General features: G+C 67.7%; 25 protein-coding genes. 8 read left to right on the top strand and 17 right to left on the bottom strand.

Going from position 1 to position 26,587, the window contains the following annotated elements:
• The first annotated feature begins 25 nt into the window (after positions 1-25).
• Both G6N34_RS18480 and G6N34_RS18475 read left to right on the top strand, forming a co-directional pair.
• Positions 26-319: a hypothetical protein gene (locus G6N34_RS18480; RefSeq protein ID WP_109788303.1), complete on the top strand. Its 294-nt coding sequence runs from the start codon at positions 26-28 to the stop codon at positions 317-319.
• Between the two features lie 2 nt (positions 320-321).
• Complete coding sequence (locus G6N34_RS18475) at positions 322-1,665, top strand: hypothetical protein (protein ID WP_109788302.1); 1,344 nt, start codon at positions 322-324, stop codon at positions 1,663-1,665.
• A gap of 8 nt (positions 1,666-1,673) precedes the next feature.
• Here the strand turns inward: G6N34_RS18475 and G6N34_RS18470 are convergent, their stop codons facing one another.
• Positions 1,674-2,714 (bottom strand): LLM class F420-dependent oxidoreductase, encoded by a 1,041-nt coding sequence (locus G6N34_RS18470; protein WP_085149446.1) that lies wholly within the window; start codon positions 2,712-2,714, stop codon positions 1,674-1,676.
• A gap of 254 nt (positions 2,715-2,968) precedes the next feature.
• Here G6N34_RS18470 and G6N34_RS18465 point away from each other — a divergent pair, with 254 nt between their 5' ends.
• Entirely contained in the window at positions 2,969-3,664 is a 696-nt protein-coding gene (locus tag G6N34_RS18465; protein WP_234812751.1) for a DUF3298 domain-containing protein, read from the top strand.
• Here G6N34_RS18465 and G6N34_RS18460 read toward each other — a convergent pair.
• From G6N34_RS18460 to G6N34_RS18410, 11 genes are read right to left on the bottom strand one after another with little or no spacing between them, the layout of a single operon-like run.
• Positions 3,642-5,102, bottom strand: coding sequence for a carotenoid oxygenase family protein (locus G6N34_RS18460; RefSeq protein ID WP_085149444.1), 1,461 nt, complete (start codon positions 5,100-5,102; stop codon positions 3,642-3,644). The genes G6N34_RS18465 and G6N34_RS18460 overlap by 23 nt on opposite strands.
• A gap of 27 nt (positions 5,103-5,129) precedes the next feature.
• Positions 5,130-5,771: a hypothetical protein gene (locus G6N34_RS18455; RefSeq protein ID WP_085149442.1), complete on the bottom strand. Its 642-nt coding sequence runs from the start codon at positions 5,769-5,771 to the stop codon at positions 5,130-5,132.
• 13 nt (positions 5,772-5,784) lie between these two features.
• On the bottom strand, positions 5,785-7,104 hold the full coding sequence (locus G6N34_RS18450; RefSeq protein ID WP_234812750.1) for an MlaD family protein: 1,320 nt from the start codon (positions 7,102-7,104) through the stop codon (positions 5,785-5,787).
• The gene (locus tag G6N34_RS18445; protein WP_085149440.1) at positions 7,062-8,186 is read right to left on the bottom strand and encodes an MlaD family protein; all 1,125 of its coding nucleotides are present in this window, start codon (positions 8,184-8,186) and stop codon (positions 7,062-7,064) included. Before G6N34_RS18445 ends, G6N34_RS18450 begins: the two co-directional genes overlap by 43 nt.
• The gene (locus G6N34_RS18440; RefSeq protein WP_234812749.1) at positions 8,183-9,286 is read right to left on the bottom strand and encodes an MCE family protein; all 1,104 of its coding nucleotides are present in this window, start codon (positions 9,284-9,286) and stop codon (positions 8,183-8,185) included. The genes G6N34_RS18445 and G6N34_RS18440 overlap by 4 nt, the downstream gene beginning before the upstream one ends.
• Positions 9,283-10,314 carry an MCE family protein gene (locus G6N34_RS18435; RefSeq protein WP_085150057.1) on the bottom strand — a complete coding sequence of 344 codons (1,032 nt, stop codon included), beginning with the start codon at positions 10,312-10,314 and terminating at the stop codon, positions 9,283-9,285. Before G6N34_RS18435 ends, G6N34_RS18440 begins: the two co-directional genes overlap by 4 nt.
• Positions 10,315-10,316: 2 nt before the next feature.
• Complete coding sequence (locus G6N34_RS18430) at positions 10,317-11,357, bottom strand: MlaD family protein (protein ID WP_085149438.1); 1,041 nt, start codon at positions 11,355-11,357, stop codon at positions 10,317-10,319.
• Complete coding sequence (locus G6N34_RS18425) at positions 11,354-12,616, bottom strand: MlaD family protein (RefSeq protein WP_085149435.1); 1,263 nt, start codon at positions 12,614-12,616, stop codon at positions 11,354-11,356. The genes G6N34_RS18430 and G6N34_RS18425 overlap by 4 nt, the downstream gene beginning before the upstream one ends.
• A complete protein-coding gene (locus tag G6N34_RS18420) occupies positions 12,616-13,473 on the bottom strand; it encodes an ABC transporter permease (RefSeq protein WP_085149432.1) in 858 nt (285 codons plus the stop codon). Before G6N34_RS18420 ends, G6N34_RS18425 begins: the two co-directional genes overlap by 1 nt.
• Position 13,474: 1 nt before the next feature.
• On the bottom strand, positions 13,475-14,311 hold the full coding sequence (locus G6N34_RS18415) for an MlaE family ABC transporter permease (RefSeq protein ID WP_085149429.1): 837 nt from the start codon (positions 14,309-14,311) through the stop codon (positions 13,475-13,477).
• Positions 14,308-15,591 (bottom strand): cytochrome P450, encoded by a 1,284-nt coding sequence (locus tag G6N34_RS18410; RefSeq protein WP_085149426.1) that lies wholly within the window; start codon positions 15,589-15,591, stop codon positions 14,308-14,310. Before G6N34_RS18410 ends, G6N34_RS18415 begins: the two co-directional genes overlap by 4 nt.
• A gap of 127 nt (positions 15,592-15,718) precedes the next feature.
• On the opposite strand from G6N34_RS18410, the gene G6N34_RS18405 reads away from it, so the two are divergent.
• From G6N34_RS18405 to G6N34_RS18385, 5 genes are all read left to right on the top strand, one after another.
• On the top strand, positions 15,719-16,495 hold the full coding sequence (locus G6N34_RS18405; RefSeq protein WP_085150053.1) for an SDR family NAD(P)-dependent oxidoreductase: 777 nt from the start codon (positions 15,719-15,721) through the stop codon (positions 16,493-16,495).
• Complete coding sequence (locus tag G6N34_RS18400; protein ID WP_085149423.1) at positions 16,492-17,892, top strand: aromatic ring-hydroxylating oxygenase subunit alpha; 1,401 nt, start codon at positions 16,492-16,494, stop codon at positions 17,890-17,892. The genes G6N34_RS18405 and G6N34_RS18400 overlap by 4 nt, the downstream gene beginning before the upstream one ends.
• Positions 17,893-17,929: 37 nt before the next feature.
• Complete coding sequence (locus tag G6N34_RS18395; RefSeq protein ID WP_085150050.1) at positions 17,930-18,568, top strand: TetR/AcrR family transcriptional regulator; 639 nt, start codon at positions 17,930-17,932, stop codon at positions 18,566-18,568.
• A gap of 113 nt (positions 18,569-18,681) precedes the next feature.
• Positions 18,682-20,130, top strand: a complete 1,449-nt coding sequence (locus G6N34_RS18390; protein ID WP_085149421.1) for a carotenoid oxygenase family protein — start codon at positions 18,682-18,684, stop codon at positions 20,128-20,130.
• Positions 20,127-20,669, top strand: a complete 543-nt coding sequence (locus G6N34_RS18385) for a TetR/AcrR family transcriptional regulator (protein WP_085149419.1) — start codon at positions 20,127-20,129, stop codon at positions 20,667-20,669. The genes G6N34_RS18390 and G6N34_RS18385 overlap by 4 nt, the downstream gene beginning before the upstream one ends.
• 6 nt (positions 20,670-20,675) lie before the next feature.
• Here G6N34_RS18385 and araA read toward each other — a convergent pair whose 3' ends face one another.
• From araA to G6N34_RS18360, 5 genes are read right to left on the bottom strand one after another with little or no spacing between them, the layout of a single operon-like run.
• Complete coding sequence (gene araA / locus G6N34_RS18380; protein WP_085149417.1) at positions 20,676-22,187, bottom strand: L-arabinose isomerase; 1,512 nt, start codon at positions 22,185-22,187, stop codon at positions 20,676-20,678.
• On the bottom strand, positions 22,184-22,894 hold the full coding sequence (locus tag G6N34_RS18375) for an L-ribulose-5-phosphate 4-epimerase (RefSeq protein WP_085149415.1): 711 nt from the start codon (positions 22,892-22,894) through the stop codon (positions 22,184-22,186). The genes araA and G6N34_RS18375 overlap by 4 nt, the downstream gene beginning before the upstream one ends.
• Complete coding sequence (araB, locus tag G6N34_RS18370) at positions 22,891-24,558, bottom strand: ribulokinase (RefSeq protein ID WP_085149413.1); 1,668 nt, start codon at positions 24,556-24,558, stop codon at positions 22,891-22,893. Before araB ends, G6N34_RS18375 begins: the two co-directional genes overlap by 4 nt.
• Positions 24,555-25,601, bottom strand: coding sequence for a LacI family DNA-binding transcriptional regulator (locus tag G6N34_RS18365; protein ID WP_234812748.1), 1,047 nt, complete (start codon positions 25,599-25,601; stop codon positions 24,555-24,557). The genes araB and G6N34_RS18365 overlap by 4 nt, the downstream gene beginning before the upstream one ends.
• Positions 25,598-26,584 carry an ABC transporter permease subunit gene (locus tag G6N34_RS18360; RefSeq protein WP_234812747.1) on the bottom strand — a complete coding sequence of 329 codons (987 nt, stop codon included), beginning with the start codon at positions 26,582-26,584 and terminating at the stop codon, positions 25,598-25,600. Before G6N34_RS18360 ends, G6N34_RS18365 begins: the two co-directional genes overlap by 4 nt.
• Positions 26,585-26,587: the final 3 nt, after the last annotated feature.

Below are 26,587 nucleotides of genomic sequence, written 5' to 3'. Positions count from 1 at the left end.
TCGCCGGTTGTCCCGTCTGACAGACATGGGACAACAGGATGTGCGCGTCGATCAGGCTGCTCTGCGCGCGGTGGCTGACAACTTCGAAGACCTGGCGCGGACGGTTTCGCGGACGGCGCAGTGCCCGTGGCGTTTCAGTGGCGCCAGCGCGGGTCGTGCCTACATCGCTGACGGTGATGCGTGGCGGCGCGCGGCGGAGGGCCTGATCGCCGACTGCGCGCTCTGGTCGCGTGCGGCGGGCGAGATCGCCGCGAGCCTGCACACGGGTATCGCGCGGTACAGCGAGGCCGACCGCGTGGCGGCCGCGGCCGTGGGCTGACCTTGGCTCCCGGATTCGATGTCGCGGCCCGGTTGTCCGAGGGGGTGCCCGCGGTCGAGGATTTCTCGACCTATGTCTGGGCGTGCCGCATGCGTGGGTACTCCCATCCCGAGTTGACGGCGCACCCCGGTCAGGTCCGCGAATTGTATTCCGCCGAAGACGGTGTGGAACTCGCGCTGCTTGACGCCGACTGTGTGACCCTGCGGGACGGCGCCTCGGCACTGGGGGACGCGATCGCCCTGGCGCGCAGGCAGGTCGGGGCGCTGCAGGCGGGCTGGGCCGGGCCCGGCGCCGAGTCCGGTGTGGAGTTCGTGCAACGGCACTGTGCGGCAGCGCAGTTGGTGACGAGCGCATGGCTGGACGCGGCGACGGCCTGTGCCGACCTGCGCGACGAGGTGTGGCGCGCCGTCGACGGCAGGGTGGCCGCGACCGCCGCCGCCGCGCGCGGTGCGCAGCAGGGGAGTTGGCTTCCTGCGGCCCGGGCCGTCCTGGCGGGGGAGGCCGACGAGACGGCGGTGGGCATTGTCGATCGCCACGTGAGACCGTTCGTCGATGCCGTCATCGGGCAGCAGTGGGTGGGGGACATGCAGTCGGCGACTGCGGCGATCCGGGCCGCCTACCGCACGGCTCTGGATCGCATCCGCTCCGCACGTCGGGCGCAGTTCGAGATCCCCGGTGACATGGGGCCGCGCGCCGACCTTGTCCCCGCCGCCGTCCCGGCGAGCGTGACTCCGAACTGGGTGAATTCGGCTGCGCCGCTGGGAGTCCCCACGCCTGCCGGGTCGATACCGCCCGCGGCTGCGCTGCCGGAACCCTTCGCCGCCGGTCCTGCGGCTGCCCCGATACCTGAGCCGGTGGTCGCCAACCCCGCCGCCGCACCGATGTCCGAGGCGCTTGGCGCCAATCCCGCGCCACCGGCGCCTGCGCCCGCTCCGGCAGCACCCCTCACGCTGCCTGAGCTGGGCAACCTCGGCGGCTTGGCTGATCCACCTCGGCTCGATCAGCCGAACCTGGACCCAGCCGCACCCGATCCGGTGCCTGAGCCCGACGCCGAATCGGATGAAGGCCTCACGGGCGACGATGCCGAATCGGAAGCCGCCGAAGATGAGGCCGGGGAGGATGCAGAAGAATCAGAGGCAGAGCCAGGCCGCGGAGCAGAGCCGGACTCGGCAGAGCCAGACCCCGAGGAATCCGGACCCGCGCCCGGACCCGCGCCCGAAGGCGCAGCGGCGGACCCCGAAGCGCCACCAGACCCCGATTGCCCTCCGTCAGCACCCGCGCCCCCGCCGGAACCCGCGACCCCCTGTGAGATGGCGGCCGACGAACTGCCGCAGGTGGGTCAGTGAGACGAGGCTCAGTGCGCGAGTTCCACCAACTGCTCGCTGAAGCGCACCACCTCGGCGGTGTCGACACCCAGCGGATGCGTCAGCATCGTGGTGACCCCGGCTTCGGCGAATGCCGCCAGCCGTTCCTTGACGTAGCCCGCCGGGCCGATCAGCGACGTCGCGCGGACCAGTTCATCCGGCACGGCCGCGACGGCCTCCTGCTTCTTGCCGGCCAGGTACAGATCCTGGATGTGGTCGGCGGCTTCGCCGAAGCCGTACCGCGTGGCCAATGCGTGGTAGAAGTTCTTGCCGCGCGCACCCATGCCGCCGAGGTACAGCGCCAGTTGGGGTTTGGCCCACTCCAACCGGTCCTCAACGTCGTCGCCGATGGCGAGGCTGGCCGACACCATCACGTCGAGTTCACCAAGTGCGGGGTCGCGCTTGGCGAAACCGGCCCGCAGCGATTCACCCCACACGTCATCGGCCTTCTCGGGCATGAAGAACACGGGCTGCCAGCCCTCGGCGATCTCGGCGGTCAGCTCGACATTCTTGGGGCCCAGCGCGGCGATGTGGATTGGGATGCGTTCGCGGACAGGGTGGTTGATCAGCTTGAGTGGCTTGCCCAGGCCCGTTCCCCTGTCGGCCGGCAGGGGGAGTTGGTAGTGCTTGCCGTCGAAGTTGACGCGCTCGCGGCGCCACACCTGACGGCAGATCTCCACGACCTCGCGCGTGCGTCCCATTGGGGCGTCGAACGGCAGGCCGTGGAAGCCCTCCACCACCTGCGGGCCCGACGTGCCGATGCCGAGCCGCATGCGGCCGTCGGAGACGTAGTCGACGCCCGCCGCGGTCATGGCGAGCAGGCTGGGGGTCCTGGTGTAGATGGGCACCACACCCGTGCCGAGTTCGATGGTCGACGTTTTGGCGGCCAGGTAGCCGAGTTGGCTGATGGCGTCGTAGGAGTAGGCCTCGGCCACCAACACGAGGTCGACGCCGACCTTCTCCAACTCCACGACCTGCTCGGCGGCCTCGCGGAAGCCGCCGGCGTACCCCAGGAAGATTCCAGTGCGCATAGGAAGGTTCTACCACCAACCAGTTGGTTGGAGCACCCCGGGGTTTCTTGGAGCGGGACGCGGGCCGGCGTGTACCGCGGTCCGCCGCTCGTCCCCACCCCGCCCGCGCCGAGACTTAAACGTCTGCGACGTTCCCCGGTGTGTCATCGCAGTGGTTTAAGTGTCGCGGACGAAGGTCGGGCCCCAAACGCCCGAACGCTCCAATTTAGCCACCCAAGACGATACATTGAATTTCAGCGAGAAAAGGGTGGGGCATGTCGCGAATCATCGCATCGACAATTCTTCTGTGCGCGCTCTGGATAAGTGCCGCACCCGCCGCAGCCGAACCCGCAGGCGCAAACCCGGGCTACGCGGCGGCGCCGGCCCTGATCGAAGGTGGCAGCCCAGATGAGCTGGGCGAATGGAGGGTTGACTACCAGAGGGTCATCGGCGGTGACGCCGTGATCGCCGACAGGATCAACGAGATCATCGACGCCGAGGCGCGCGGCCAGGTTGCGACCTACGAACCGAGTGCCACCAAAACCAATCCCTGGACGCTCAATATCGAGGGGAATCTGCAATTCGCGCCCATGACCGTTTCCGCATTGTTCAGAGGCGTTTACAACACCAATATGCCGAATATGCCGATCGAAACTCTCGCCACCAGAGTTTTCGACAATCGCAGCGGAATTCTGCTCAGCTGGGACAACCTCTTCCTCGACAAGCAGGCGGGGCTGAACCGTCTCTCCGCGGTGACCAAGGCCGCGATGCCGGGCCGGCAGTGGGGCAGCGAAGTCGCGCCGGTCGACGACAACTTCCGGTACTGGCTGCCCACGGACGACGGCATCGAGCTGCACTTCCCGCACGGTCAGTTCGGCCGCGGCGTCACCGTCGTCAGCGTGCCGGGGGCGGCGATCGCGGACCTGATCGCACCGGTCTTCGCGCCCCTCATCCCCGCACCGGTTGCCTAGCCGACTGCGGACGAGCGACGCGGGGCGTGTAGCACCCGTGGAACGTCAACGGCAGGTGATGGCGCAGCCTGCCGGTGTACACGGGTCCGGCCTCGATGTCGCGCGCGTCCAGGATGCTCAGGTTCGCGGTGTTGGCCACACCGTCGACGACGGGCATCAGCAGCCACCCGTCGTCCTCGGCGACACCGCCGGGACGTGCCGCGAACACCGCCTCATGCGGCAGGTGCCCGTCCGGAAGGCGGTACATGGTCTCGGTGCCGGAGTCGTCGTCGACCTTGGCGATCGCGTTCGGGAACGCGCTGCCGTCCAGGCCTGCCGTCAGGTAGGTGTAGCGGTTGCGTCTGGACATGTATTGGGAGTTGATCGACGGGAACTCGCCCTGAAGTCCGGTGGACTCCTCGATCGTGATTCGGCCGGCCCGTGAGATGCGCACCCGCGTGGGATGTCCGCCGTAGGGCATCGTCGCGGTGTCGGTCAGCTGATCGATGGCCGACAGTTGGCCGTTCAACTGCTCCCAGGTCGCGTGGTAGTTCAGCAGATCGACCACGGTGTCGTCGCCGTCCTCGTAGGCGTTCGACAGGTGCAGGTGCAGCAGCGGATCGGTATGGAACACCAACGGTTTTCCGCCGTCGCGGGGCACCAGACCGATCGTCGTGCCCATCGACGCGTCGTACTCCAGTGCGTCCATATAGTTGCGCAGGCCGAACGCCGCGCCGAAGAACTTCGCCAGTGGGAACACCAGCGGCGGAATCACGAACACCATGTAGCGCTTGGTGAGTCCGACATCGTGGTTGAACATGGGCCCCGGAAGCCGCAGGCTGCCAAGCCGGTTCATCCTGCCCTGCCGGTCCACGCGGTAGCAGATCAGCTTCGGCACCGGCATCATCGCCATGCCGAAGTTGAACAACTCCCCGGTCTCGGGGTCCCACTTCGGGTGGGCCGAGAACGCGCCGAGCCATTTGAGCTCGCCGCCGAAGTCGTGCTCGCCCATGGTGCGCAGGTTGTCGGGATCCAACTGCGTCGGACGTCCGCCCTCCCAGCACGCCAAAAGCTTTCCGGCGTGCATGATCACGCTGGTGTTGGCGACGTTCGCGGGAAACCTCAGCGCGTTGGCGAGCAGCCCACCCGGGCGCATGGTGCCCAGCGCGCGAAACGGGGCGCCCTCGGAGATGATCGACTTCTGATAGTGCTGGGTCTGCACATAGCGGTTGCGGAAGTGCACCTGACCGTCCGACATCGCGAACATCGACAGCATGCCGTCGCCGTCGAACAGGTGCCCCAGCGGGGTGCCCCCGGCCTCGAGCTTGCCCGGGCCGTTTCGGTACAGCGTGCCGCGGAGGTCTTGGGGCAGGGCTCCCTCGACGTCGTCGATGACGTAGTCGTATTCGTCGTAGAGCGGGGTGTAGGCCGAGATGCTGTCGGCGGTGGGACTGGTCATGGCGGTCTCCGATCGAAAGGTGAACAGTCAGGCTGATTTGCGGACGCGCAGGGTGCACGACAGTCCGGGCAGGTGCGGATCGAATTCGAGGGGCATCGCCGAGGAGGCCGGGAAGACCTTCTCGCATGCGGCCTTACAGCCCATCAGGCACGAGTGCGGTTGTGCGGCACCGGTGCCTGCCGTGGTGTGCATGGCGCATTCGGGAATGTCGTAGACCAGCGTGCCGTCGGGTTCTTCGCCCACTCGGCGGATCGGGCCGACGAGAAATGTCGCGAACTGCACGCCGGTGTCCATCACCCGCGGGTAGAGCGACTCCGGCACGACCTTCACGGCGCCGAACATCGGCATCATCAGGCGCAGCCATCGTTTCAGGCGCTGGGACACCGCGTCGGAGATCAACTCCTCGACCGCGGGTTCCGGCAGCACCTTGAGCAGTTCGGTGCTGACGAACTCCAGTTCGCGGACGAACTGCCCGTAGCGGCGTTCCCATGCGCGCCGCGGCGACTCGAACAACGGTCCGCCCCTGCGCTGCGCGGCCACCGCTGACCACCTTGACTCGACCGCGTCACGGTCGTCGGCCACCAGGCGCAGCGTCGGCAGGAAGACGAACTCGGGCAGGTCTCCGACGCGTTTGAGCATCGAACGCATCAGCAGGTCGTCGAGCAGCATGACGGCTCCTTCGTCAGTAACGGGTGCCCTGGCGGATGGGCTGGGACTCGGGTGGCAGTACCGGACCGCCATACGGCAGTTCGATGGTGTGGTCGGTGATCGGGGTGGGGTCGGTACGGCGGTGCACGTCGAGTCCCGGTGGGGGAGCGGCGGTGTCGTCACCGGGCGGTCGCGGGGCGTTGCGGGCGCCGCGGATCAGCACGCCGGGATCGTCGTTCTGGCAGTAGGTGTACATGAACGGTTCGGGGTAGTTGGGCACAAACGGCACGTCCCGGCGATGCGGGTAGTCACACACGTAGCGCGGGTAGATGTCGGCGATCGCCCAGATCGAACCGTCGTGCATCAGGGACCTGACGCCGTCGAGCAGGGGTTGGCGCTCGTCGTTGAACATCCGGTCCAGCGCGGGCACCCGGACCAGAGACAGTTCGGCGACCGTGGTGAGGTCACCCAGCAGTTGCACCATGGTCGGTGAGTTGTCGGCGATCACGCGGTCGAGGGAGGCCAGCACGCCCGGCGTCTGATCCAGCAGGTGCCGGATGCCGCCGTCCTTCTCGGCGATGCCGCCCAGCGACCCGGACAGGTTGTCCGACAGGGCCGCAAGGCCCGCCGAGGACTCGTCGAGGATGCGGAACACCGTGCGACTGCTGCGCAGCAGCGTCATGGTCTGTGGCAGCACGCCGTCGAGCGTGGACAGCAGAAGCTGTGCGCCGTTGAACAGTTCGCGCAGTTTCTCGGGGCCCTGCTCGCTGACCCCGAGTTCGTCGATGACGGAGCGGATCTGCGCGGGGTCGGCCTGGGCGAGCACACCGTCGATGTCGGTCAGCAGGCGCCACAGTGGAATCGGGGTCTCGGTCTGGCCGCGGCCGATGACGGTGCCGTCGCCGATGAACGGGCCCAACGTGTCGGTCGGCGTGAAGTCCAGGTACTGCTCGCCAGCCGGTGACAGGCCGGACACCCGGACAAGGGTGTCGCGCAGCGGAATTCGCAGGTCTGTATCGAGACGCGCGGTGACCAGCACGTCGTCGTCGGCCAATTCGACCGACTGCACGCGACCGACCGGGATGCCGCGCACCGTGACGTCCTGGCTTGCGAGCAGCCCACCGGACTCGGCCAACTGCACCTGCACGGTCATCTGTTCGGCGAACGGGTTGAACCGCAGCGCGCCGAACGACAGATAGGACACGCCGACGGCGACCAGGACCACTTGGCCGACGCAGGACAGCAGCAGCCTGCGCGAGCGCCCGCTCGAGATCACCCGCAGGATGGCCGCGGCGACCGGTTCGACCACGTTCATTGCGGCGGCCCCCAGATCCGGCCGCGCTCGGGTCCCCACACCCGGTCACCCAGTTGCGTCAGCACGAACCGAATCGAGCCGACCATGTTCTCCCAGTTGGCCCACTTGGGTCCGGTGAAGGCCGGATCGCCCAGGTGGTTCATGTCCGGGATGTGCCCGAGCGCGACCTGCTGCAGGTCGACGTCGGCCGCGGCGGCGTTGCTGCCGAAGATTTTGAGCACCGCGGGGATGGCCCGCATGAAGTTGGCCATCGACACGCGCGGGTCGGTGGAGACGTCGTTGAAGGACCGCGACAGCGTGTTCAGGTCGCGTACCAGGCTGCGGGTGTCGGTGCCCGCGATGGCCGGGAACTTCTGCAGATGGCTGGTGAGCGCACCGATCTGGTTGATGAGTTCGACGATGGCCGCGGTGTTGGCGGCGATGGTCATCAGCGCCGGCGCCGACGAGTCAAGCAGGCCGTTGATCTGATCGCGGCGCTCGTTGAGTTGTTGCGCCAGGTCCGAGGTCTGGGTCAGGACGGTCCGGATCTCCTCGGTGCGGGCCGACATCGTCGAGACCAGCGCGCGTGATTCCCGGATCAGCGTCGTCAGCCCTTCACCGTCCTTGCCCACCGACGATCCGACACCGTTGAGCACCCGCGTGAGGTTGCGGATCACGCCGCCGTTGACCAGCAGCGAGGTCGTGGCGAGCACCTGCTCGACGGTGGCCGCGGCCTGCGTGGCCGCCAGTGAGATGGTGTCACCGTTGCCCAGCAGCACGGGTTGGGCGCCGACCTGCGCCGGTGGGCGCAGCGCGACGAAGACGTCGCCCAACGGTGTGGCCGAACGCAGTTCGGCCGTGGTGCCCTTCGGCAGTCGCACGCCGTCGACGATGCGCATGTCCACGACGGCGACGTAGTTCTGCGCGCGCATGGCGATGACTTCGCCGACGTCGGCGCCGCCGACCCGGACCTTGGCGCGGTGCGGCAGGTTCAGCGCGTTCGCGAACTCCGCGGAGAGATCGTAGGTCGGCCCGGACAGCCCGGGGGCGGGCAGCGGCAACTGCTCGACCCCGCCCGAACAGCCCGCGACGACGACGGGAACCAGGGCGGTCGCGCACGCAAGGCGGATGCGGGCGGTCATTCGGCCAACCTCGTCATCCCCTCGAGCACCGACGTCACACCGAAGTCGGGCCCCAGGTCGGTGATGGTGCCGGTGCGGCAGCCGAGTTGGCGCAACCCCAGAATGTTGCAGACCTCCTTGGTCATCGAGCTGTCGAAGAACACCGAGTCGAAATGCGCACCGACGCGCAGCATTCCGTTGTCCATGTCGATCGCGTTGGAGACGTTGTCGATCGCCAGCGGGGCCACGTCGAACACCTCGGCCAGCTCACGCCGGTAGTCCACGAGTGCCCGGCTCATTCGGGCGGTGCTGCCGACTGTCGCCTTGAGGTGATCTTCATTGGTGTCGAGCAGGCCGTTGATCTGGCCCAGCAGTTCGTTGAGTTTGCGGCCGGTGTCACCGCCGCCGACGTTGTTTTCGGCCAGGATGTCGCTGACCTGCCGCACGTAGGTGCCGAACTCCCGCACCTGCCCCTCGTTGCGTGCGGCGGCGTCGGTGAGCCGGCTCAGTTCGGTGACGACGGTGTCGATGTTGGCCTTGGTGGCCGCACCCCCGTCCGCGCCGCTGCGCAGTGCATCCGACAGGCTCGCGAGCGCGGTCTTGATCTGTTGGCCGCTGGTGGAGGTGATGTCTGATGTGGCGGCGGTGATGTCCGCCAGCGGGCCGCCGCCATGACCGTCCCCGCCCATCGCCGTGCCGAGCGTGTCGACCATCTTGAGCACCCGGTCGAATTCGATCGGGGTGCGGGTGGATTCGATGCTGAGCACGTCGCCGTGGGCGAGTTTCGGCCCGCCGTCGTACGGCGGGGTCAGTTCCACATGGCGGTCGGTGAGGATCGAGGTGCCCACGGTGACTGCCTGGACACCGGCGGGGAGGTCGATCCCCGGATCGATCTCCAACTCGACGTTGACGTGGTCGCCGCCGGGTTTGATCGACAACACCCGCCCGACGGGCATGCCCAGCACGGCCACGGTGTTGCCCTCATACAGGCCGACGGCGTTGTCGAAGTGCGCGGTGACCCGCAGCGGTGACTTCTCGGTCGGCCAGATCAGGTACGCACCGCCGACGGCGATCGCCACGACGGTCAGCGCGACGGCCATGACCACGGTTCGCCTGATCATTCGCAGTCCTTGAAGTACTGGTAGCGCTCGGGCCACTTCCACTGTTCGGCGCGCCCGCTGATCGCACACATCCAGGAGTCGACCATCAGGCCGCCCGGGAGCATGAAGTCGAGGAACGGGCCCGTGCCGGTCGCGTTGGCGACATTGCGCATGGTGATCGGCATGATCTGGAAGAGGTTGCGCAGCAGGTCCTCGTGATCACCGAACATCGCCATGACCTCGCGGACGTCGGCCAGCATCCGGTCGAGGTCGCCCCGGTCGTCGACCGTGACATCGCGCATCGTCGTGATGAGTTCGGTTGCGGCGACCAGCAGTCGGTCCACGCTGGCGCGCCGCGCCACGATCTCCTGCGTCAACTCCCGTCCCTGCGTCACCAGGGCGCCCAGGTCCTCCTGCTGATCGCCCAGGATCTTGGCCACGGTCGCGGTGTTCTTCAGCAGATCCGCGATCTGCGCCCGGCGGTCGGCGATCACCATGGAGAGGTCCTGGACGCCGGCCAGCGCCTCGGGCAGCACCGCGGGGACACCGTGCAGTTGGCCGGCCACGGTCTGCAGGGACTCCGCGAACCGTTGCGCGTCGACGTCCTCGAACGTGCGGGTCGAGTCCTGCAGCAGCTTCTGCAGGTCGTAGGGAACGGCGGTGTTGGCCAACGGGATCCGGTTGTCGGTCAGCGGATCACGGCCTGCGGGTCGCAGTTCGACGTAGCGCGAACCCAGCACCGTGGTCAGTTTGATCGCAGCCCTGGTCTGCGCGCCGAGCTTGACCCCACCTTCGAGTTTCATCGTGACCAGGACGCGGTCGCGGGTCAGCGTGGTCGCGTTGACCGTGCCGACCGGGACGCCGGCGATGCTGACCTGATCGCCCGCGCGGAGATTGGCGGCCTGCAGGAACTCCGCGGTGTAGGTCTTCTTGCCCAGGTGCAGCGAGTTCACCAGCGTGGTGCCGCCGACGAGCGCGACCAGTGCGAGCACCGCGAGGGTGCCGAGCATCAGCGTGCTGCGGTCTTCGAGGGTGCGAGGTCTGGTCATGATCACCTGCACTTCGCCGAGTACTTGCGCTGACCACCGGGGGTGGCCGCGTCGGCGATCGTCGGGATGATGGGTTTGAGGAAGTTGAAGAGCGTGAAGTTGAAGTCGCACGGCATGGCGCTCATGGCCGTCGAGTCGCCGGTGATGCGCGCGACGCCCTTGAGGATCGCGGGCAGGTTGGCGCCCGCGGTCGCCCACTCGTCGCGCTTGGCGACCATCGTCGACAACATGCCCGGTTGGCGGTGCAGCATGTCCTGCAGTTCGGGGCGGGCGGCCGAGGAGATCGCCGAGAGTCGGCCCACCACGTGGGAGATCGACCCGGTCGAGGTGACCAGTTCGTCGCGGTGCGAGTTCAGGTCGGCCACCACCGCCCGCAGGTGCACCAGGGTGCCCTGCAACTGCGTGCCGCGGGACGCGAGGTTGGCGGTCACCGCGTTGAGGCTGTCGATGACCTGACCAAGCACCTCGTCGGGTCCGGCCAGTGACCGTGCCAGCCGGGAGGTCTCACCGATCAGCACCACCAGGGACTGCGAGTCGCCCTGCAGCGCATTGATCAGCGCGGTCGACAGGTTCCCGCGGTTGTCGGGGTCCAGCAGGGTGAACATCGGCTCGAATCCGTTGAGCAGGTTGGTCACGTCGAACGACGGTGCGGTGTGCTCGAGCGGGATCTGGGCGCCGTCCTCCAGCCGCTGGGGTTGCCCGAAGTCGGCCAGCGACAGGTCGATGTAGCGCTGGCCGATGATGTTCTGGTAGATCACCGAGGCTTTGGTGTTGCCGGTGACGGGTTGGTTGCTTTCGACCCGGAATTCGACTCGGGCCATGTCGTTGTCGAGTGCCACGGCGTCCACACGGCCGACGCGCACCCCCGCCATCCGGACGTCGGAACCCGCGCGCAGACCCGTGGCGTCGGTGAACACCGCCGAGTAGGTGTGCGTGGATCCGGTCACGTCGCGGCGCAGCGTCACAAAGATGGTCCAGGTCAGGGCCAGGCAGCCCACGACGAACAGCGCGAGCCACACCAGGTTTCGATGCGCGCTGGTCATGGCGGCCCCGGGGCTTCGGCGGGGGCGAACACCTCCGGCGGGGGCGGGGTGTCGACGGCACCGAGCAGCAGTTCGTCGGCGACCGACCCCGGTTCGGGCACCGTCGTACCCGGGGGCGGGACGTAGGCGCGGGGGTCGGGCAGGCCCCGGGTGTCGATGATCGGGGTGGTCTCGGGTGCGGTGTCGCAGCTGGGACCGAGAAGGTCCCCGTACACGGGGCAGTCGGCCCGGGTGTAGAGCCGCAGCGGCGCCAGCGCGACAACGAGTTTGAAGGTGAACGTGACCTTTTTGCCTGTGCGGGTCCACAGTTCGTCGAAGAAGCCGTTGATGACGTTGTTGACGCCGACGGCCACGGCCGGGAACTTCGCCGACCGGTCGGCCAGCACGCCGACGACAGGCGTGAGGTTGGTGGTGATGCCGACGAGGCGGTCGGCGTTGTTGTCCATCGCGGTGCGCAGCGTGCCCATCGTGTGGTTGGCGCCGGAGAGCAGGTTGGCCAGTTCGTTGTGCTGTTCTGCGACCGTGCGCATGGGCGCAACGGCCGCGTGCAGGGAGTCCACCAGCTCCGGTGCCGTGGTCTGCAGCGCCGCGATGGCCGAGTTCCAGGTTTCCAGCGTGGGTGGCCCGGTCTCCTCGGCCTCCAGTTCGTTCATCTCGGTGACGATCCGGTTGAGGCCCTGGGCGGCCGCGGTCAACTGCACACCCTTGCCCGAGGTCGCCTCCGAGATCGTCTGCAGCAGACCGAGAGTGCGGTCACCGTCGGGTCGGCCGACGGCTGCCGCGAGTTCCCGCAGTTTGACCAGCGTCGTCTGGAACAGCTGGGTCGGCAGGCTGTCGTCCTGCTGGATCACCGCACCGCCTGCGATCGCGGGCCCAGCGCCGTGCTCGACGAGTTGCACGGTCGAGACCGCGAAGGCGTTTCCGGGGACGATGCGCGCGGTGACGGTCGCGGGGATACCCCGGGCGTGGTTCGGATCGAGGTCGATCGAGACGATATTGGGGCTGCCGTCGAGGCTGGGCGTGACGTTGCGGACCATGCCGACCAGCACGCCGCGGAACTTGACGTCGGACTTCGGCGGCAGTCCGTCGCCGACGCTGGGCAGGCTCGCGACGACGCGAACCTGGCGGTCCAGTGCACCATTGGATTTCGCGACCATCAGGGTCAGCGCCAGCGCGCACACCAGAGCGAATGCCAGGCACGTCAGCAGCAGCGCGCCGTTGGACGGTCCCCGGCCGTCGAGTTCGAAGCGGTTGGGCATCAGCCACCCAACCTTCCGCCGGAGTCGATGCCCCAGAACGCCATCGTCATGAACATGTTGACGATCACCATCAGCGTGATGCTGGCGCGCATGGCGCGTCCGGCGGCGATGCCCACCCCGCGTGGCCCGCCGCTGGCGTAGAAGCCGTAGTAGCACTGCACCGTCGACATGATCGCGACGAACACCCCGACCTTGATGACGGCGAAGAACATGTCGCGGCCCGACAGCATGAGCGTGAAGTAGTGCAGATAGGTGCCCGAGGCCTGGCCGCTGGCCATCGACACCACGAACTCGCACACCAGGAAGTTGAGTGCCAGGCACACCACGAACAGCGGGATCACCGCCAGGGCCGAGGCCAGCACGCGGGTGGTCACGAGGTACGGAATGGGCCTGATGGCAACCGATTCCAGCGCGTCGATCTCCTCGGAGATGCGCATGGCGCCCAACTGGGCGGTGAACCGGCAACCGGCCTGGATCGCGAAGGCCAGCGCGGCCATCATCGGTGCGAGTTCACGCACGGTCGCCAAGGCGGTGATCAGTCCGGTGGCCGGACCCAGGCCCAGCAGGTTCAGCGCGTTGTAGCCCTCGATCGCGACCACGGCCCCGGCCGCGGCGCCCACCACCAACACCACCCCGGCGGTGCCTCCGCCCACCACGATCGACCCGTTGCCCCAGGTGATGTCGGAGGACAGTCGCAGGAATTCGCGGGGATAGCGCTTCAGAACGATGGGGATGCCGGCCAGCGTGCGGAAGAAGAACGCCACCATGTGGCCGATCCGGTCCATCTGCACGCGCACCGACTGCCCCGTGTTGACGACGGGTCGGACTCCCAGCGGCAGATGGGTGGTGGCGGCCACGTCAGAACCCCGCCTTGGGAAACAGCACCAGATACATCTGGCTGATCAGGACGTTGGCCAGCAGCAGAAGCAGGATCGACTGCACCACAGCGGCATTGACGGAGTTGGCGACACCGGCCGGTCCGCCATGGGTGGACAGTCCCTTGTAACAGGAGATGATCGCGACGATCACCCCGAACACCACGGCCTTGACCAGGGTGACGACGAGGTCGTCGACGGTCGCGAAGGACGAGAACGTCGCGGTGTAACTGCCGGGCGTTCCACCCTGCAGCATCACCGTGAACGCGTAGCCCGCCAGAAAACCGATGAAGCACGTGAAGCCGGTGAGGCACACCGCGACCAGGACGCTGGCCGCCAAGCGTGGGACCACGAGTCGCCGGATCACGGACACGCCCATGACCTCCATGGCGTCGGTCTCCTCGCGGATGGCGCGTGAGCCCAGGTCCGCGCTGGTGGCCGATCCGACCGCGGCGGCCATCAGGATCGCCGCGACCAGGGGGGCGCCCTGCCGGATCACCGCAAGCCCGTTGGCGGCTCCGGCGAGCGAGGTGGCGCCGAGTTGTCCTGCCAGCAGGCTGAATTGGATGGCCAGGGTCACGCTGATCGGTACGGCGACGAACAGGGTGGGCACCACCGCGGTGCGGGCCATGAACACGGCCTGCTCGACGAACTCGGTGAACGGGAAGCGCCCACGGACCATGTCGACGGTCATGTGCTGGAACGTGCGCACCGCCAGCACACATTGACCGCCGACGGTGCGCAACGCCAGGAACGGGTGGCGGTCCAGATAACCCCTGGACCACTGGGCGATCTGGGTGCTCGCCGGGTGCGCGGTCAAGACCGGTGGCCCCCAGTGGCGTCGAACACCAGTGACAGTCGCTTGAGTCCGCGCAGCATGAAGCTCGGCTCGTACTCGAAGTCGTTGTCATCGGCCAGGGTGACTCCTGCGTAGCGGGTGGCGAGTTCCTCGAGCGCGATCCTGGCCTGCAGGCGGGCCAGAGACGCACCGAGGCAGGTGTGGATTCCCGAGCCGAAGGCCAAGTGCGACTTGGCATTCTCACGTGCCGGGTTGAACTCCTCACCGTCGGCGAACTGTGCCTCGTCGCGGTTGGCCGAGCCGAAGGCCAGCACGACCATGGAGCCCGGCGGGATCGTGTAGTCGCCCAGTGTCGCCTCGGCTTTCGTGATGCGGAACATCGACTGCACGGGGGTCAGGAAGCGCAGTGCCTCCTCGACCAGGTCGGCCGAGCGCGCTGCAGGATCCTCCTTGAACCAGTTCCACCACGTCGGGTTGAGTGCCAGTTGGTGCAGCGTGCCGGTCATCAGCTTGCGCGAGGTCTCGTTGCCGGCGATCAGGATCTGCTGGATGATGCTCAGCGCCGCACCGTTGCTCAACGGTTCGTCGTCGCCTGCGTTGGACGCCTGCACCAGACCCGTGATGAGGTCGTCGCGCGGGTCGGTGCGCCGGTCCTCGAGTTGCGCGACGAAGTAGCGCTGATACTCCAGCAGGCTGCGAGCCTGTTCGAGGGCGCCGTCGGCGTCGATCTCGGCGCCGAGGGTCAGCGCGAACTGATCCGACCAACGCCGGAAGTCGTCGATGCGGTCATCGGAGACGCCGAGGGCGGCCGCGATGATGTGCAGCGGCAGCGGTGCCGCGAACGCCTCCACGAACTCGATCGGTTGCCCCTCGGGGATCTCGGCCAGCAGGTCGGCCACGATCTGGCGGATCTCGGGTTCCCGTTGCGCGACGAACCGCGGCGTGAACGCGCGCGCCACCATCCGGCGGTAGTAGTGGTGTTCGGGCGGGTCGGCCGTCAGCAGCGTCGGCAGGTGCTCCCACCCCTCTGCCGCGATCGCCGCGACCTCCTCGGCCACCGAGTCCGGCGGCGGCATCTGGGGCAGCCCGAACGCCGACGAGAACACGTCGTGATTCAGCAGCGCCTCGTCAACCAGGTCCTTCGAGGTGACGAACCACATGCCCCGACTCGCGACGAAGTGCACGGGCGCATCGCGGCGAAGTGACTGGTACCAGGGGTGCGGGCACTGCATGGTCTCCGGGTCAAGCGGGTCGAAAGAGCTGACCGGGCAGGCGTTGGCGGGGTTCGCGATGTCGGTCAAAACCGTCTCCAGAGGGTGTCGAAGGGGACTGCGGTCGAGCGCTTGACTAATTGGTGGACCAATATAATAGTGAGCTAAGTCATAAACAAGGGTGATCGATCTCGATGACCGGGGAAGCGAGGAAGACGTGCCGACAGCCGTGGTGACCGGTGCCGGAAAGGGAATCGGGCGTGCGATCGCAGCGCGTCTCGCCGCCGACGGAGCGCGGGTGGTCATGGCGGACATCGACCTCGCCGCGGCCAAGGAGGTCGCCGACGCGGTGGGCGGACGGGCCGTGGCCTGCGACGTCTCCGACGCCGCTGACGTCGCCGCCCTGGCCGCAGAGGTCGAAACCGTCGACGTGCTGGTGAACAACGCCGGCATCTGGCGCTCCCAGACCCTCGACGAGAGCACCGAGGCCGACATCACTGCGGTGCTGCGGGTCAACGTGCTCGGCAGTTGGCTGGTGACCAAGGCCCTGCTGCCGAAGTTCGCCGCAGGCGGGGGTGCCATCGTCAACCTCGGATCGGTGCTCGGCGATCTCGGGGGTGTGGGCCGCGGCATCTATCCGGCCTCCAAGGCGGCGATCTCGGCCCTGACCAAGCAGATGGCCGCCGAGTTCGCTCCTCGGCGGATTCGCGTCAACGCCGTCGGCCCGGGCCTGGTGCTCACCGACGGCACCGAAGGCGAGTTCGCGGACCCGGGTCTACAGGCCGCGATCGGCGACTCGATGCCCTTGGGGCGCTTGGGTGTCCCCGACGACGTGGCGCAGGCGGTGGCCTTCCTGGCCTCACCGCAGGCCAGCTACATCACCGGCCAGACGCTGTACGTCGACGGGGGTTGGGGGGTCAACGGCTCGGCGTTCATCGGGACGGCGGTCGGACAGTACTTCGAACAGTTGACGGCGACGGGAGCAGCCCAGTGACCGACACGACGGATCGCACGAAGCCCGAACCGGGGACAGCCCGGTCGTCGGGGCCGACGGTGCAGAGCCTGCTGGCGACGGACAGCCGCGAGGTGCCTGCGCCGCTGCTCGAGGAGTCTGCGGTCTACCTCGGCTCCGAGGACATCGACATCCAGCGCTACCTCTCGCAGGAGTTCCACGAGCTCGAGGTCAAGCGCGTCTGGAACCGCACCTGGCAGCTCGCATGCCGGGAGGAGGACATCCCCGAGCCGGGCGACTACCACGTGTACGACGTCGCGGACCTGTCGCTGATCGTGGTGCGCAGCGCGTCGGGGGAGATCAAGGCCTTCCACAACGCGTGTCTGCACCGCGGCACCCGACTGTGCGATGACGAGGGCCGGGTCAACCAACTGCGTTGTCCCTTCCATGGATTCACGTGGAGCCTGGAGGGTGCGCTCACCGATGTGCCGTGCCGGTGGGACTTCCCGCATGTCGATGACCAGAAGTTCGCGCTGCCCGAGGCGCAGGTCGGACTCTGGGCGGGGTTCGTGTTCGTCAACCCCGACGCAGACGCCCCGCCGCTCGCGAAATATCTGGGCGACCTCGACAAGCACTTCGCGCCGTTCAACCTGGCGGACCGGTTCAAGGCCGTGCACGTCGCCAAGGTGATCGACTGCAACTGGAAAGTCGGCATGGAGGCGTTCCTGGAGTCCTACCACGTGATCGCGACCCATCCGCAACTGCTGGAGTACCTCGGGGACTCGAACACGCAGTACGACGTATATCCCCGGACCGACGGCCTGCCGGGCTTCAACCGGATGATCACCCCGCAGGCCACCAGCAGCCCGCACCTGGAACCGCTGGAACCCCAGGATGTGCTCGACGCGATGTTCCGGGACTTCTTTCCCGAGGGGGTCGGCGCGTTCGAAGTCCCCGAGGGGGCCTCGGCGCGCCCGATCGTCGCGGCCGCGATGCGGGAGAACCTGGCGCAGACCACCGGGGCGGATCTGTCGACGACCAGTGACTCCGAGATGCTCGACGCGATCCAGTACTTCGTGTTCCCCAACATGGTGCCGTGGGCGGGCGTCGGGGCGCCGTTGACTTACCGATTCCGGCCCTACGGAAACGACCCCAACCGATGCATCTTCGACATCATGCTGCTGATCCCGCTGCCGCCGGGCGTGCCCAAGCCGAAGACGGCCCCGGTGCATTGGCTCGGGCCCGACGAGGACTACAACGACGCACCGGAACTGGGCGGACTGTGCGCGGTCTTCAACCAGGACCTGGCCAATCTGCCCAGGATCCAGCGCGGCCTGCGGTCCATGACCAAGCCGGGGGTGACGCTGGCCAACTACCAGGAGGTTCGGATCAGGCAGTTCCACCAGGACCTCGACAGATGCCTCCGCGGTGACGGTTGACCGCCTGCGCGCCGGTGCCGTGCGCCATGATTGGTCCATGGCTGACACCAGAGTGGCGCGAACGGGCCCGGGTCGTCCCGCGGGCAGCGACAGCTTCGACACCCGGCAGCGGGTGATCGAGGCGGGTTGCCGCTGCTTCGCGCAGCACGGCTACGGGGCCGCCACCAACAGCCTGATCGCCGAAATGGCTGGAGTCACGGCCGGTTCGGTGTACTACCACTTCGGTGCCAAACGCAAGCTGTTCGAGGCCGTCTGCACGTACGTCTACGGCAACATCGTCACGCGCAGCAGGGCCGCGATGGCTGGTGCGCACACCGTGCCGGAGCTGCTGCGGGCCATCCTGATGGAGGCCATCCGGATCAACCACGAGTCGCCCGAACTCGCGGGTTTCGTGGCCGCCGCGCCCGTCGACGCGCGCCGGCACGCGGAGTTGACCGACATCTTCACCCAGCAGACCGAGGGCATGCGCGCCTCCCTGGCCGAGGCCGTGATGACCGGACAGCAGGGTGGGCACATCCCCGCCGACGCAAACCCCCTGCTGGTGGCAGGAATGATCAGCGCCGTGGTCGACGGCTTCGCGCACGCCGCGGCCTCTGTTGACGCCAACGCGCTGGACGCCATGACACAGCTTTTCGACGCATTGATTCTGACGGGCGAGGGCAGCACCGGTTCCTGAGGTGTCGTCCTGCCCGGAAAGGCAGGAATGACAGCTGAACCCGCGCAGACCGTGGCCCGGCTGCGGCAGACCTTCGACACTGGCCGAACACTCGACATCGGTGGAGAGAGCGCATGGACGCCAACCTGATTCGGGAGAGTCCGTTTCTGACCGGACACCACCAGCCCAACCGGATGGAGGTCGACGCGCCGGATCTGCTGATCCGCGGCCAGATCCCGTCGGACCTGGCCGGGGTCTTCTACCGCAACGGCGCCGAACCGCTGTACCCACCGACCGACGAGGACTACCACTGGTTCGACGGCGACGGCATGGTGTACGCGTTCTACATCGAGAACGGTCGGGTGTCGATGCGCAACCGGTGGGTCCGCACCGACAAGTTCCTGCTGGAGCAGGGGCAGGGGCGCCGCCTGTTCGGGGTGCTCGGCAACCCCATGACCGCCGACCCCGCATCGCTCGGCACGCGGTACAACACCGCGAACACCAACGTCATCATCCACGGCGGAAAACTGTTGGCGCTCATGGAGGGTGCCCCGCCCGTCGCGCTCGATCCGCGCAGCCTCGACACGGTCGGCGAGCACACCTACGGCGACCTCATCACCACGACGTTCTCGGCGCACCCGAAGGTCGACCACCGCACGGGTGAGTTGGTCAACATCGGCAACGCCGTGCACGGCCTCGCCGGCGAGGCCGTGATCCGCTACGACGTCATCGACGCCGACGGCACCCCGACCAAGACCGAGTACATCGGAGTGCCGCACATGACGATGATGCACACGTTCCTGCTCACCGAGAACTGGGTGGTGTTCCCGGTCAACCCTCTGGAGTTCAGCCTGGAACGCGCGATGGCCGGCGGTCCGATGACGGCCTGGGTCCCGGATCGGCCCAGCAAGCTCGGCATCATGCCGCGCAACGGCACCGCCGACGACGTGCGCTGGATCGAGATCGACCCGCGGCACATGCTGCACGAGGCCAACGCCTGGGAGCAGGACGGCAGGATCATCGCCGACGTCGCGGCCGCCGAGGGCACCGCGCTGTTCCCCGATGTCCACGGAAACCGCGCCTCCCACAAGGAGACCCAGCAGAGCCTGCGGCGCTGGACCATCGACCCCACCGGTGTCGAACCGTGGCGTGAGGAGATCATCAACGACCGCGATATCCAGTTCCCAAGGCCCGATGACCGGTTGATGGCCGACCGCAGCAGGCATGCCTTCGCCAACAGCAACCTCAACTCGACCGACGGCCGGGTCGAGGGGATGGACTCCGCACTGCGGGTGGACACTCACACCGGTGCCGAAGACCTCTTCCACTTCGGCGCGGGCACCGCGGCCGGTGAGCTGATCTTCGCGCCGCGCGTGGGCAGCACCTCAGAGGCGGACGGGTACGCCGTGACACTCATCCACCGCAAGGAGGCGACGGAGAGCGAACTGGTGATCTTCGACGCGGGTGACATCGCGGCCGGTCCGATCGCCAGTGCGGTGATCCCGTTCCGGGTGCCCAGCGGCTTCCACTGCAGCTACTACAGCGTGGACAGCCCTCTCTATGAACAGGCCTTCGCCAGGTGACGCGCGAGGCCGAGATCCTCGAGGCCGTGCTGGACATGCTCAGCGCCGGTGGCTACGAGGGACTTTCGATGGAAGCGCTGGCCAAACGTGTGCACGCCAGCAAGGCCACGCTCTACGGATCGTGGGGCGGCAAGAAGGCACTGGTGCTCGCCGCCATCCGGTATGCCGTGCACCCCGTCGGCGAGATCGACCACGGCGACCTGCGCGCCGACCTGATCGCGATCGGGCGCGCCGTGGACCACTCCAAACAGCGGTCGGCCGGGTTCATGCTCGCGATCGGGCACACCGCGACCATGGACCCGGAATTCGCCAAGGCCGTGCAGGAGAACCTCGGCGGCCCGGTGATCGCGGCGACGCGCAGGGCCATCCGGGCCGCGGTCGCCCGCGGGGAACTCAATCCGGCCGCCGAGAAGCTGCGGTATGTCGCCGACATCCTGCCGTCACTGGCCATGGGCCGCCGCGTGTTCGGCGTCAAGGGACGGCTGGATGTCGAGGAGATCGTCGACACCATCGTGCTGCCCGCGCTGCGCAACGCCTGAGGAGGATCAGAGTCCGGCGGCGACGTGGTGGTACACGTCATTCCACTTCAGTTCCCGCTGGAAGCCTCGCACCGTGGTGGTGTCGTCGATGATCAGCAGTTCGGTGTCGGTGATCGTGGCGAAGTCGTCGAGCATCTCGGTGTCCACCGCCGTGGTCAGCACGGTGTGGTGCGGCGCGCCGGACATCAGCCACGCCTCAGCGGAGGTGCACCAGGACGGCCTGGGTTCCCACACCGCACAGGCGACCGGCAGGTTCGGCAGTTCAGCGGTCGGTTCGATGACGCGAACCTCATTGGCCACCAGCCGGAATCGGCTGCCCATATCGCAGATGCCGACGATCACCGCGTCTGCGGGCGCCGCGGTGAACCGCAGTCGAACGGGGTCCTCACGGCCGCCGATCGACAGGGGGTGCACCTCCAGTGTCGGTGTCCCGGCGGCGATGCTGGGGCAGACCTCGAGCATGTGCGCACCGAGGATGCGCTCCTGACCGGGTGTCAGATCGTAGGTGTAGTCCTCCATGAACGACGTGCCACCGGGGAGTCCCTCGGCCATCACCTTGACGGTGCGCAGCATCATCGCGGTCTTCCAGTCGCCCTCGCCGCCGAACCCGTACCCGTCGGCCATCAATCGCTGTACGGCCAACCCCGGCAGCTGACGCAACCCGCCGAGATCCTCGAAGTTGGTGGTGAAGGCGTGGAATCCGCCGTCGACGAGGAACTTTCGCAGTCCCAGTTCGATCTGGGCACCGTCACGCAACGACGAGTGCCGGTCGCCGCCGGGGAGCAGTTCGGAGGCGACACGATAGGTGTGCTCATACTCCGTCACCAACTTGTCCACGTCGGCCTGCGGTACGGCCCGCACCACGTCCACCAGATCGTTGACGCCGAAGCTGTCGATCGAAACGCCGAAGTGTGCCTGCGCCTCCACCTTGTCACCCTCGGTGACGGCGACCCCGCGCATGTTGTCGCCGAACCGAACCACCCGCAGCGTCGACAGTTCGGCGGCGCCCAGTGCGGCGCGCACCCACGACCCGATGCGTGCGCGGGTGTGCGGGTCGCTGACATGGCCGGCGACCGTCTTGCGCGCGGTGGACAGCCGCGACTGGATGTAGCCGAACTCGCGGTCCCCGTGCGCGGCCTGGTTGAGGTTCATGAAGTCCATATCGATGCTGTGCCAGGGCAGTTCGACACCGAACTGGGTGTGCAGGTGCAGCAGCGGTTTACGCAGTGTCTTCAGGCCCCGGATCCACATCTTGGCCGGGGAGAACGTGTGCATCCAGGTGATCACACCGACGCACTCCGGTGCGGCGTCGGCCTCGGCGAACACCCGCGCGATCTGGTCGGGGTCGGTCACGACCGGGAGACAGCGCACGGTCGCCGGGATCTCGGCGGCGGCATCGAGGCGGTCGGCGATCTGACGGGACTGATCGGCCACCTGGTCCAGGATGTCCTGGCCGTACATCGATTGGCTGCCGGTGATGAGCCACACCTGGCTGGTGGCGAGTCGAGACGCGATCATCGCGGGTTCTCCTGGGTCTCCTCGAGGTGGCCGGGTTGGCCATACACGTTCTGGTAACGCTCGAACAGGGCCGTGACGTCGGCCGCGTCGAGCGAGGGTGGGATGCCGAGTTGCCGGCTGATGTGCACGGTGCGGGCGACGTCCTCGACCATCACGGCGGCCTTCACCGCGTCGCGGGCGGTGCGCCCGATGGTGAACGGACCGTGGTTGCGCATCAGCACCGCGGGAGATCTGCTGCCGCGCAGGGCTTCGACGATCCCGCGGCCGATCGAGTCGTCACCGATCAGCGCGAACGGTCCCACCGGGATCTCGCCGCCGAACTCGTCGGCGATCATCGTGAGCACGCAGGGAATCGGTTCGCCGCGCGCGGCCCACGCGGTGGCGTACGTGGAGTGTGTGTGCACCACGCCGCCCACCTCGGGCATGTGACGGTAGACGTAGGCATGGGCGGCGGTGTCCGACGACGGGTTGAGCGCGCCGTCGACGAGATTGCCGTGCAGGTCGCAGACCACCATGTCCTCGGCCGTCAGCGACGCATAGTCCGCGCCCGACGGTTTGATCACCATGAGTTCGCGTCCGGGAACCCTGGCTGACACGTTGCCCGCGGTCCAGATCACCAACTCGTAGTGGGTGAGCTGTGAATGGAGGGCGCACACCTCGTCGCGCAGGTCGGCGATCGTGCGGGTCACATCGGAGGTGATGCTCATGCCTGGGCTCCCAAGGCAACTCGGGTGTCGATACGCCGGAGTCGACGCATCATGTCGTTGCCCCGCCCGAACCACTCGTAGGCCGCGACGTACTCGTGGTAGAGGCGGTCGTAGGCCGCGACGTTCTCGGGGATCGGGGTGTAGGCGTCGCGGACGCGTCCGCCCATCTGCGCGGCCGCCTCGGGCACGTCACCGAAGGCGCCGGCGGCGGTGGCGGCGTGGATGGCGGCCCCCAGCGCCGGGGCCTGGGTCGAGGGCACGATGGACAGTGGCAATCCGACCGCGTCGGCGTAGATCTGCATGAGCAGTGCGTTCTTGAGCAGGCCACCGGCCACCACCAACTCCTCGACCGCGACGCCGCTGGCAACGAAGGTCTCCACGATCATCCGGGTGCCGAACGCCGTGGCCTCCAGGAGCGCGCGGTACATGTCGACGCAGGTGGTCTGCAGCGTCTGCCCGATCATCACGCCGGAGAGTTCGTGATCGACGAGCACCGACCGGTTTCCGCTGTGCCAGTCCAGGGCCACCAGACCGTGCTGACCCACCCGCTGCCGGCTGGCGAGGTCGGTCAGGTGCTCGTGCACCGAGAGGCCGCGGCGGCGCGCCTCGATGTGGTGGCTTTCGGGGACGCAGTTGTCGACGAACCAGCCGAAGATGTCGCCGACCCCGGACTGGCCCGCCTCGTATCCCCACATGCCCTCGGAGATTCCGCCGTCGACCACGCCGCACATGCCGGGCACCTCGCGCAGCTCGGTCGAATTCAGTACGTGGCAGGTTGAGGTGCCCATGATCGCGACGAGGCGTCCCGGCTGCAGCGCGTCGGCGGCAGCGACGGTGACGTGCGCGTCGACGTTGCCGACGGCCACCGCGATGCCCTGCGGCAGGCCCGTCCACTGCGCGGCCTGTGCGGTCAGAGCTCCAGCGCGATCTCCCAGCTGGCCGATCGGGTGGTCGAGCTTGTCGGTGACGAAGTCGGCGAACCCGGGACGGACCTCGGCCAGGAACTCCCGGGTCGGGTACCGGCCATCCTGACGGATTCCCTTGTATCCCGCGCTGCATGCGTTGCGGACGTAACTGCCGCACAGCTGCCAGACGATCCAGTCGGCGCCCTCCACGAAATGGTCGATGGCGTCATAGATCTGAGGATCCTCGTCGAGGATCTCCAATGCCTTGGCGAATTCCCATTCGCTGGAGATCAGCCCCCCGTACCGGGGCAGCCAGGACTCGCCACGCCGGGCCGCGACGGCGTTGATGCGGTCGGCCTGTGGCTGGGGCGAATGGTGCCGCCACAGCTTGGCGTACGCGTGCGGTCGGTCGACGAACTCGGTGAGTTCGCACAGGGGAGTGCCGTCCCCGCGCACCGGCACCATGGTGCAGGACGTGAAGTCGGTGCCGATGCCGATGACGTCGGCCGGGTCGATCCCGGCCGTGGCGACGGCCTGTGGGACCGCGGTGCGCAACACCTCGACGTAGTCGGCGGGGACCTGCAGCGCCCACTGCGGCGGAAGTTGCGCGGTGTCCCCGGGCAGGGTGTCGGTGACGACCCCGTGCCGGTAGGCATGCTCGGCGACGGCGAGTTGGTGCCCGTCGCGCACCCGGATCACCACCGCTCGTCCAGACAGGGTGCCGAAATCGACTCCCACCGTGTACTTGTCATGACTCATGCCGACTCCTCCCGCTGTCGTGTGCTGTCGCGGACGATCAGTTCGGGGGGCAGCAGCGCGACGCTGGCCGGCGTCCCCTCCAGCGTCGCGATCACCAGTTCGATCGCGCGCTGACCGACCGCCTTGAAGTCCTGCCGGATGGTGGTCAGGGCCGGATTCAGGTAGGCGGCCTCGGGAATGTCGTCGAACCCGACGACGCTCACGTCGCCGGGCACGGAGCGGCCGGCTTCGACGAGGGCGTGCAGCACGCCGATCGCCATCTGGTCGTTGGCGACGAACGCCGCCGTGGCGCAGCCCTTTCGGCCCTCCCCGCCCTCCCGCGCCAGTTCGCGCCCGATCTGATAGCCGCAGGCCGGTGTCCAGTCACCCTCGGCGAGGACACGTGGGGTCAGCCCGGCCGCGCGCATCGCCTCCTCGTATCCGATCCGGCGGCCCTTGGCCTCCGTCCAGGTCGTCGGACCCGCGATGTGGACGATCTCACGGTGGCCGAGGTCGATGAGGTGTTCGGTGGCCTGCCGGGCGCCGGCGATCTGGTCGACACCGACGCTGAGTCCGCTTCCCGACAGGTCGCCCTCGACGACGATCATCGGCATCCCGGCCTCGGCGGACCGGGCCACGGCGAGCGCGTCGTCCTGGGCCGCGATCATCACGATGGCTTCCACCGACTGGCGAGCGAGGTGCTCGAGCGCGTCGCGAAGCGCCTCGCGGGTGACCTCCGCCAACGGCACCATGCTGGTGAAGTAGCCGGCAGCCCGTGCGGCCTCCTCGACCGAACGCTGAATGCTCGAGGGTCCGTACAGTGCGCCGTTGGTGCCGACGATGCCGATGATGCCGGAGCGTCTGGTCACCAGAGCCCGCGCCGCGGTGTTGGGGCGGTAGCCCAGTTCGGCGATCGCCTGCTCGACGCGTGCTTTGGTGGTGGGCCGGATGCTGGGCGAGCCGTTGATGACCCGGGAGACCGTCTGGTGACTGACCCCCGCCAGGCGCGCGACATCAGCCATCACCGGTTTCGGTGTGATCGATTGTCCGGGAAGGTCTTTCATGAGCCTGTCTTCCTCACCACTAGTCGCTGAACGAGAACAAACACAAGCAGTAGGACGCCGGTCATGATCCGGGTCCAATAGGAGTCGAGGTTGGCCGCGGTCACGAACGTCTGAATGGTGCCCAGCACCAGCACCCCGATGACTGATCCCAGCACGAAACCCACACCGCCGGAGAGCAGTACCCCGCCGATCACCGCGGCCGCGATCGCGTCGAGTTCCAAGCCGACGCCGTTGAGACTGTAGCCGGAGAGTTTCTGCGCGCCGAGCAGAAGTCCGGCCAGAGCGGCACACAGGCCGCTGATCGCATACGCCGACACTGTCGCGCGGGACGCGGACAGGCCCATCAACTGTGCCGACTGCCGGTTGCCTCCGACGGCGTACACGGTTCTGCCGAACCGGGTCTGATGCAGAACCCATCCCGCGATGGCCACGACAAGGATCGCGACCACCACCGACCAGCGGATGAACTTGTCCTCGTAGAGGTACACGTAGTCGAGTCCGAACTGCCGGAGCAGCGGATCCTTGATCGGCATTGTGTCGACACTGATCACGTAGCACAGACCGCGGGCCAAAAACATTCCCGCCAGAGTCACGATGAACGGTTGAACATCGAGGTGCTCGATCACCACACCCATGAGCAGTCCGAGCAGGGGCCCGATCAGCAGCACGGCCCCGACAGCGGCGGGTGTCGGCCACCCTGCCTGCAGGGTGGCCGCGAGGACGACGGTGGACAGCGCAACCACTGCTCCCACGCTGAGATCGATTCCGCCGGTGAGGATCACAAACGTCATACCCACGGCCAGGACGATCAGGTGGGCGTTGTCCACGAGCAGGTTCAGGAAGACCTGGGTGGGACTGGCGAAGTCGTAGCCTGTGATCACGGCGGTGAACAGCGCCGTGAACAGGGCCAGGGAGGCCAGCGGGGACAGGTGCCTGCCGTGGACGCGCCGGCGAATCTCGGTGGTGACCTTGCGGGGTCTCACCGC

The organism is Mycolicibacterium confluentis, assembly GCF_010729895.1.
Taxonomy (GTDB): Bacteria; Actinomycetota; Actinomycetes; order Mycobacteriales; family Mycobacteriaceae; genus Mycobacterium; species Mycobacterium confluentis.
This window is presented reverse-complemented; position numbering and strand designations above follow the sequence as displayed.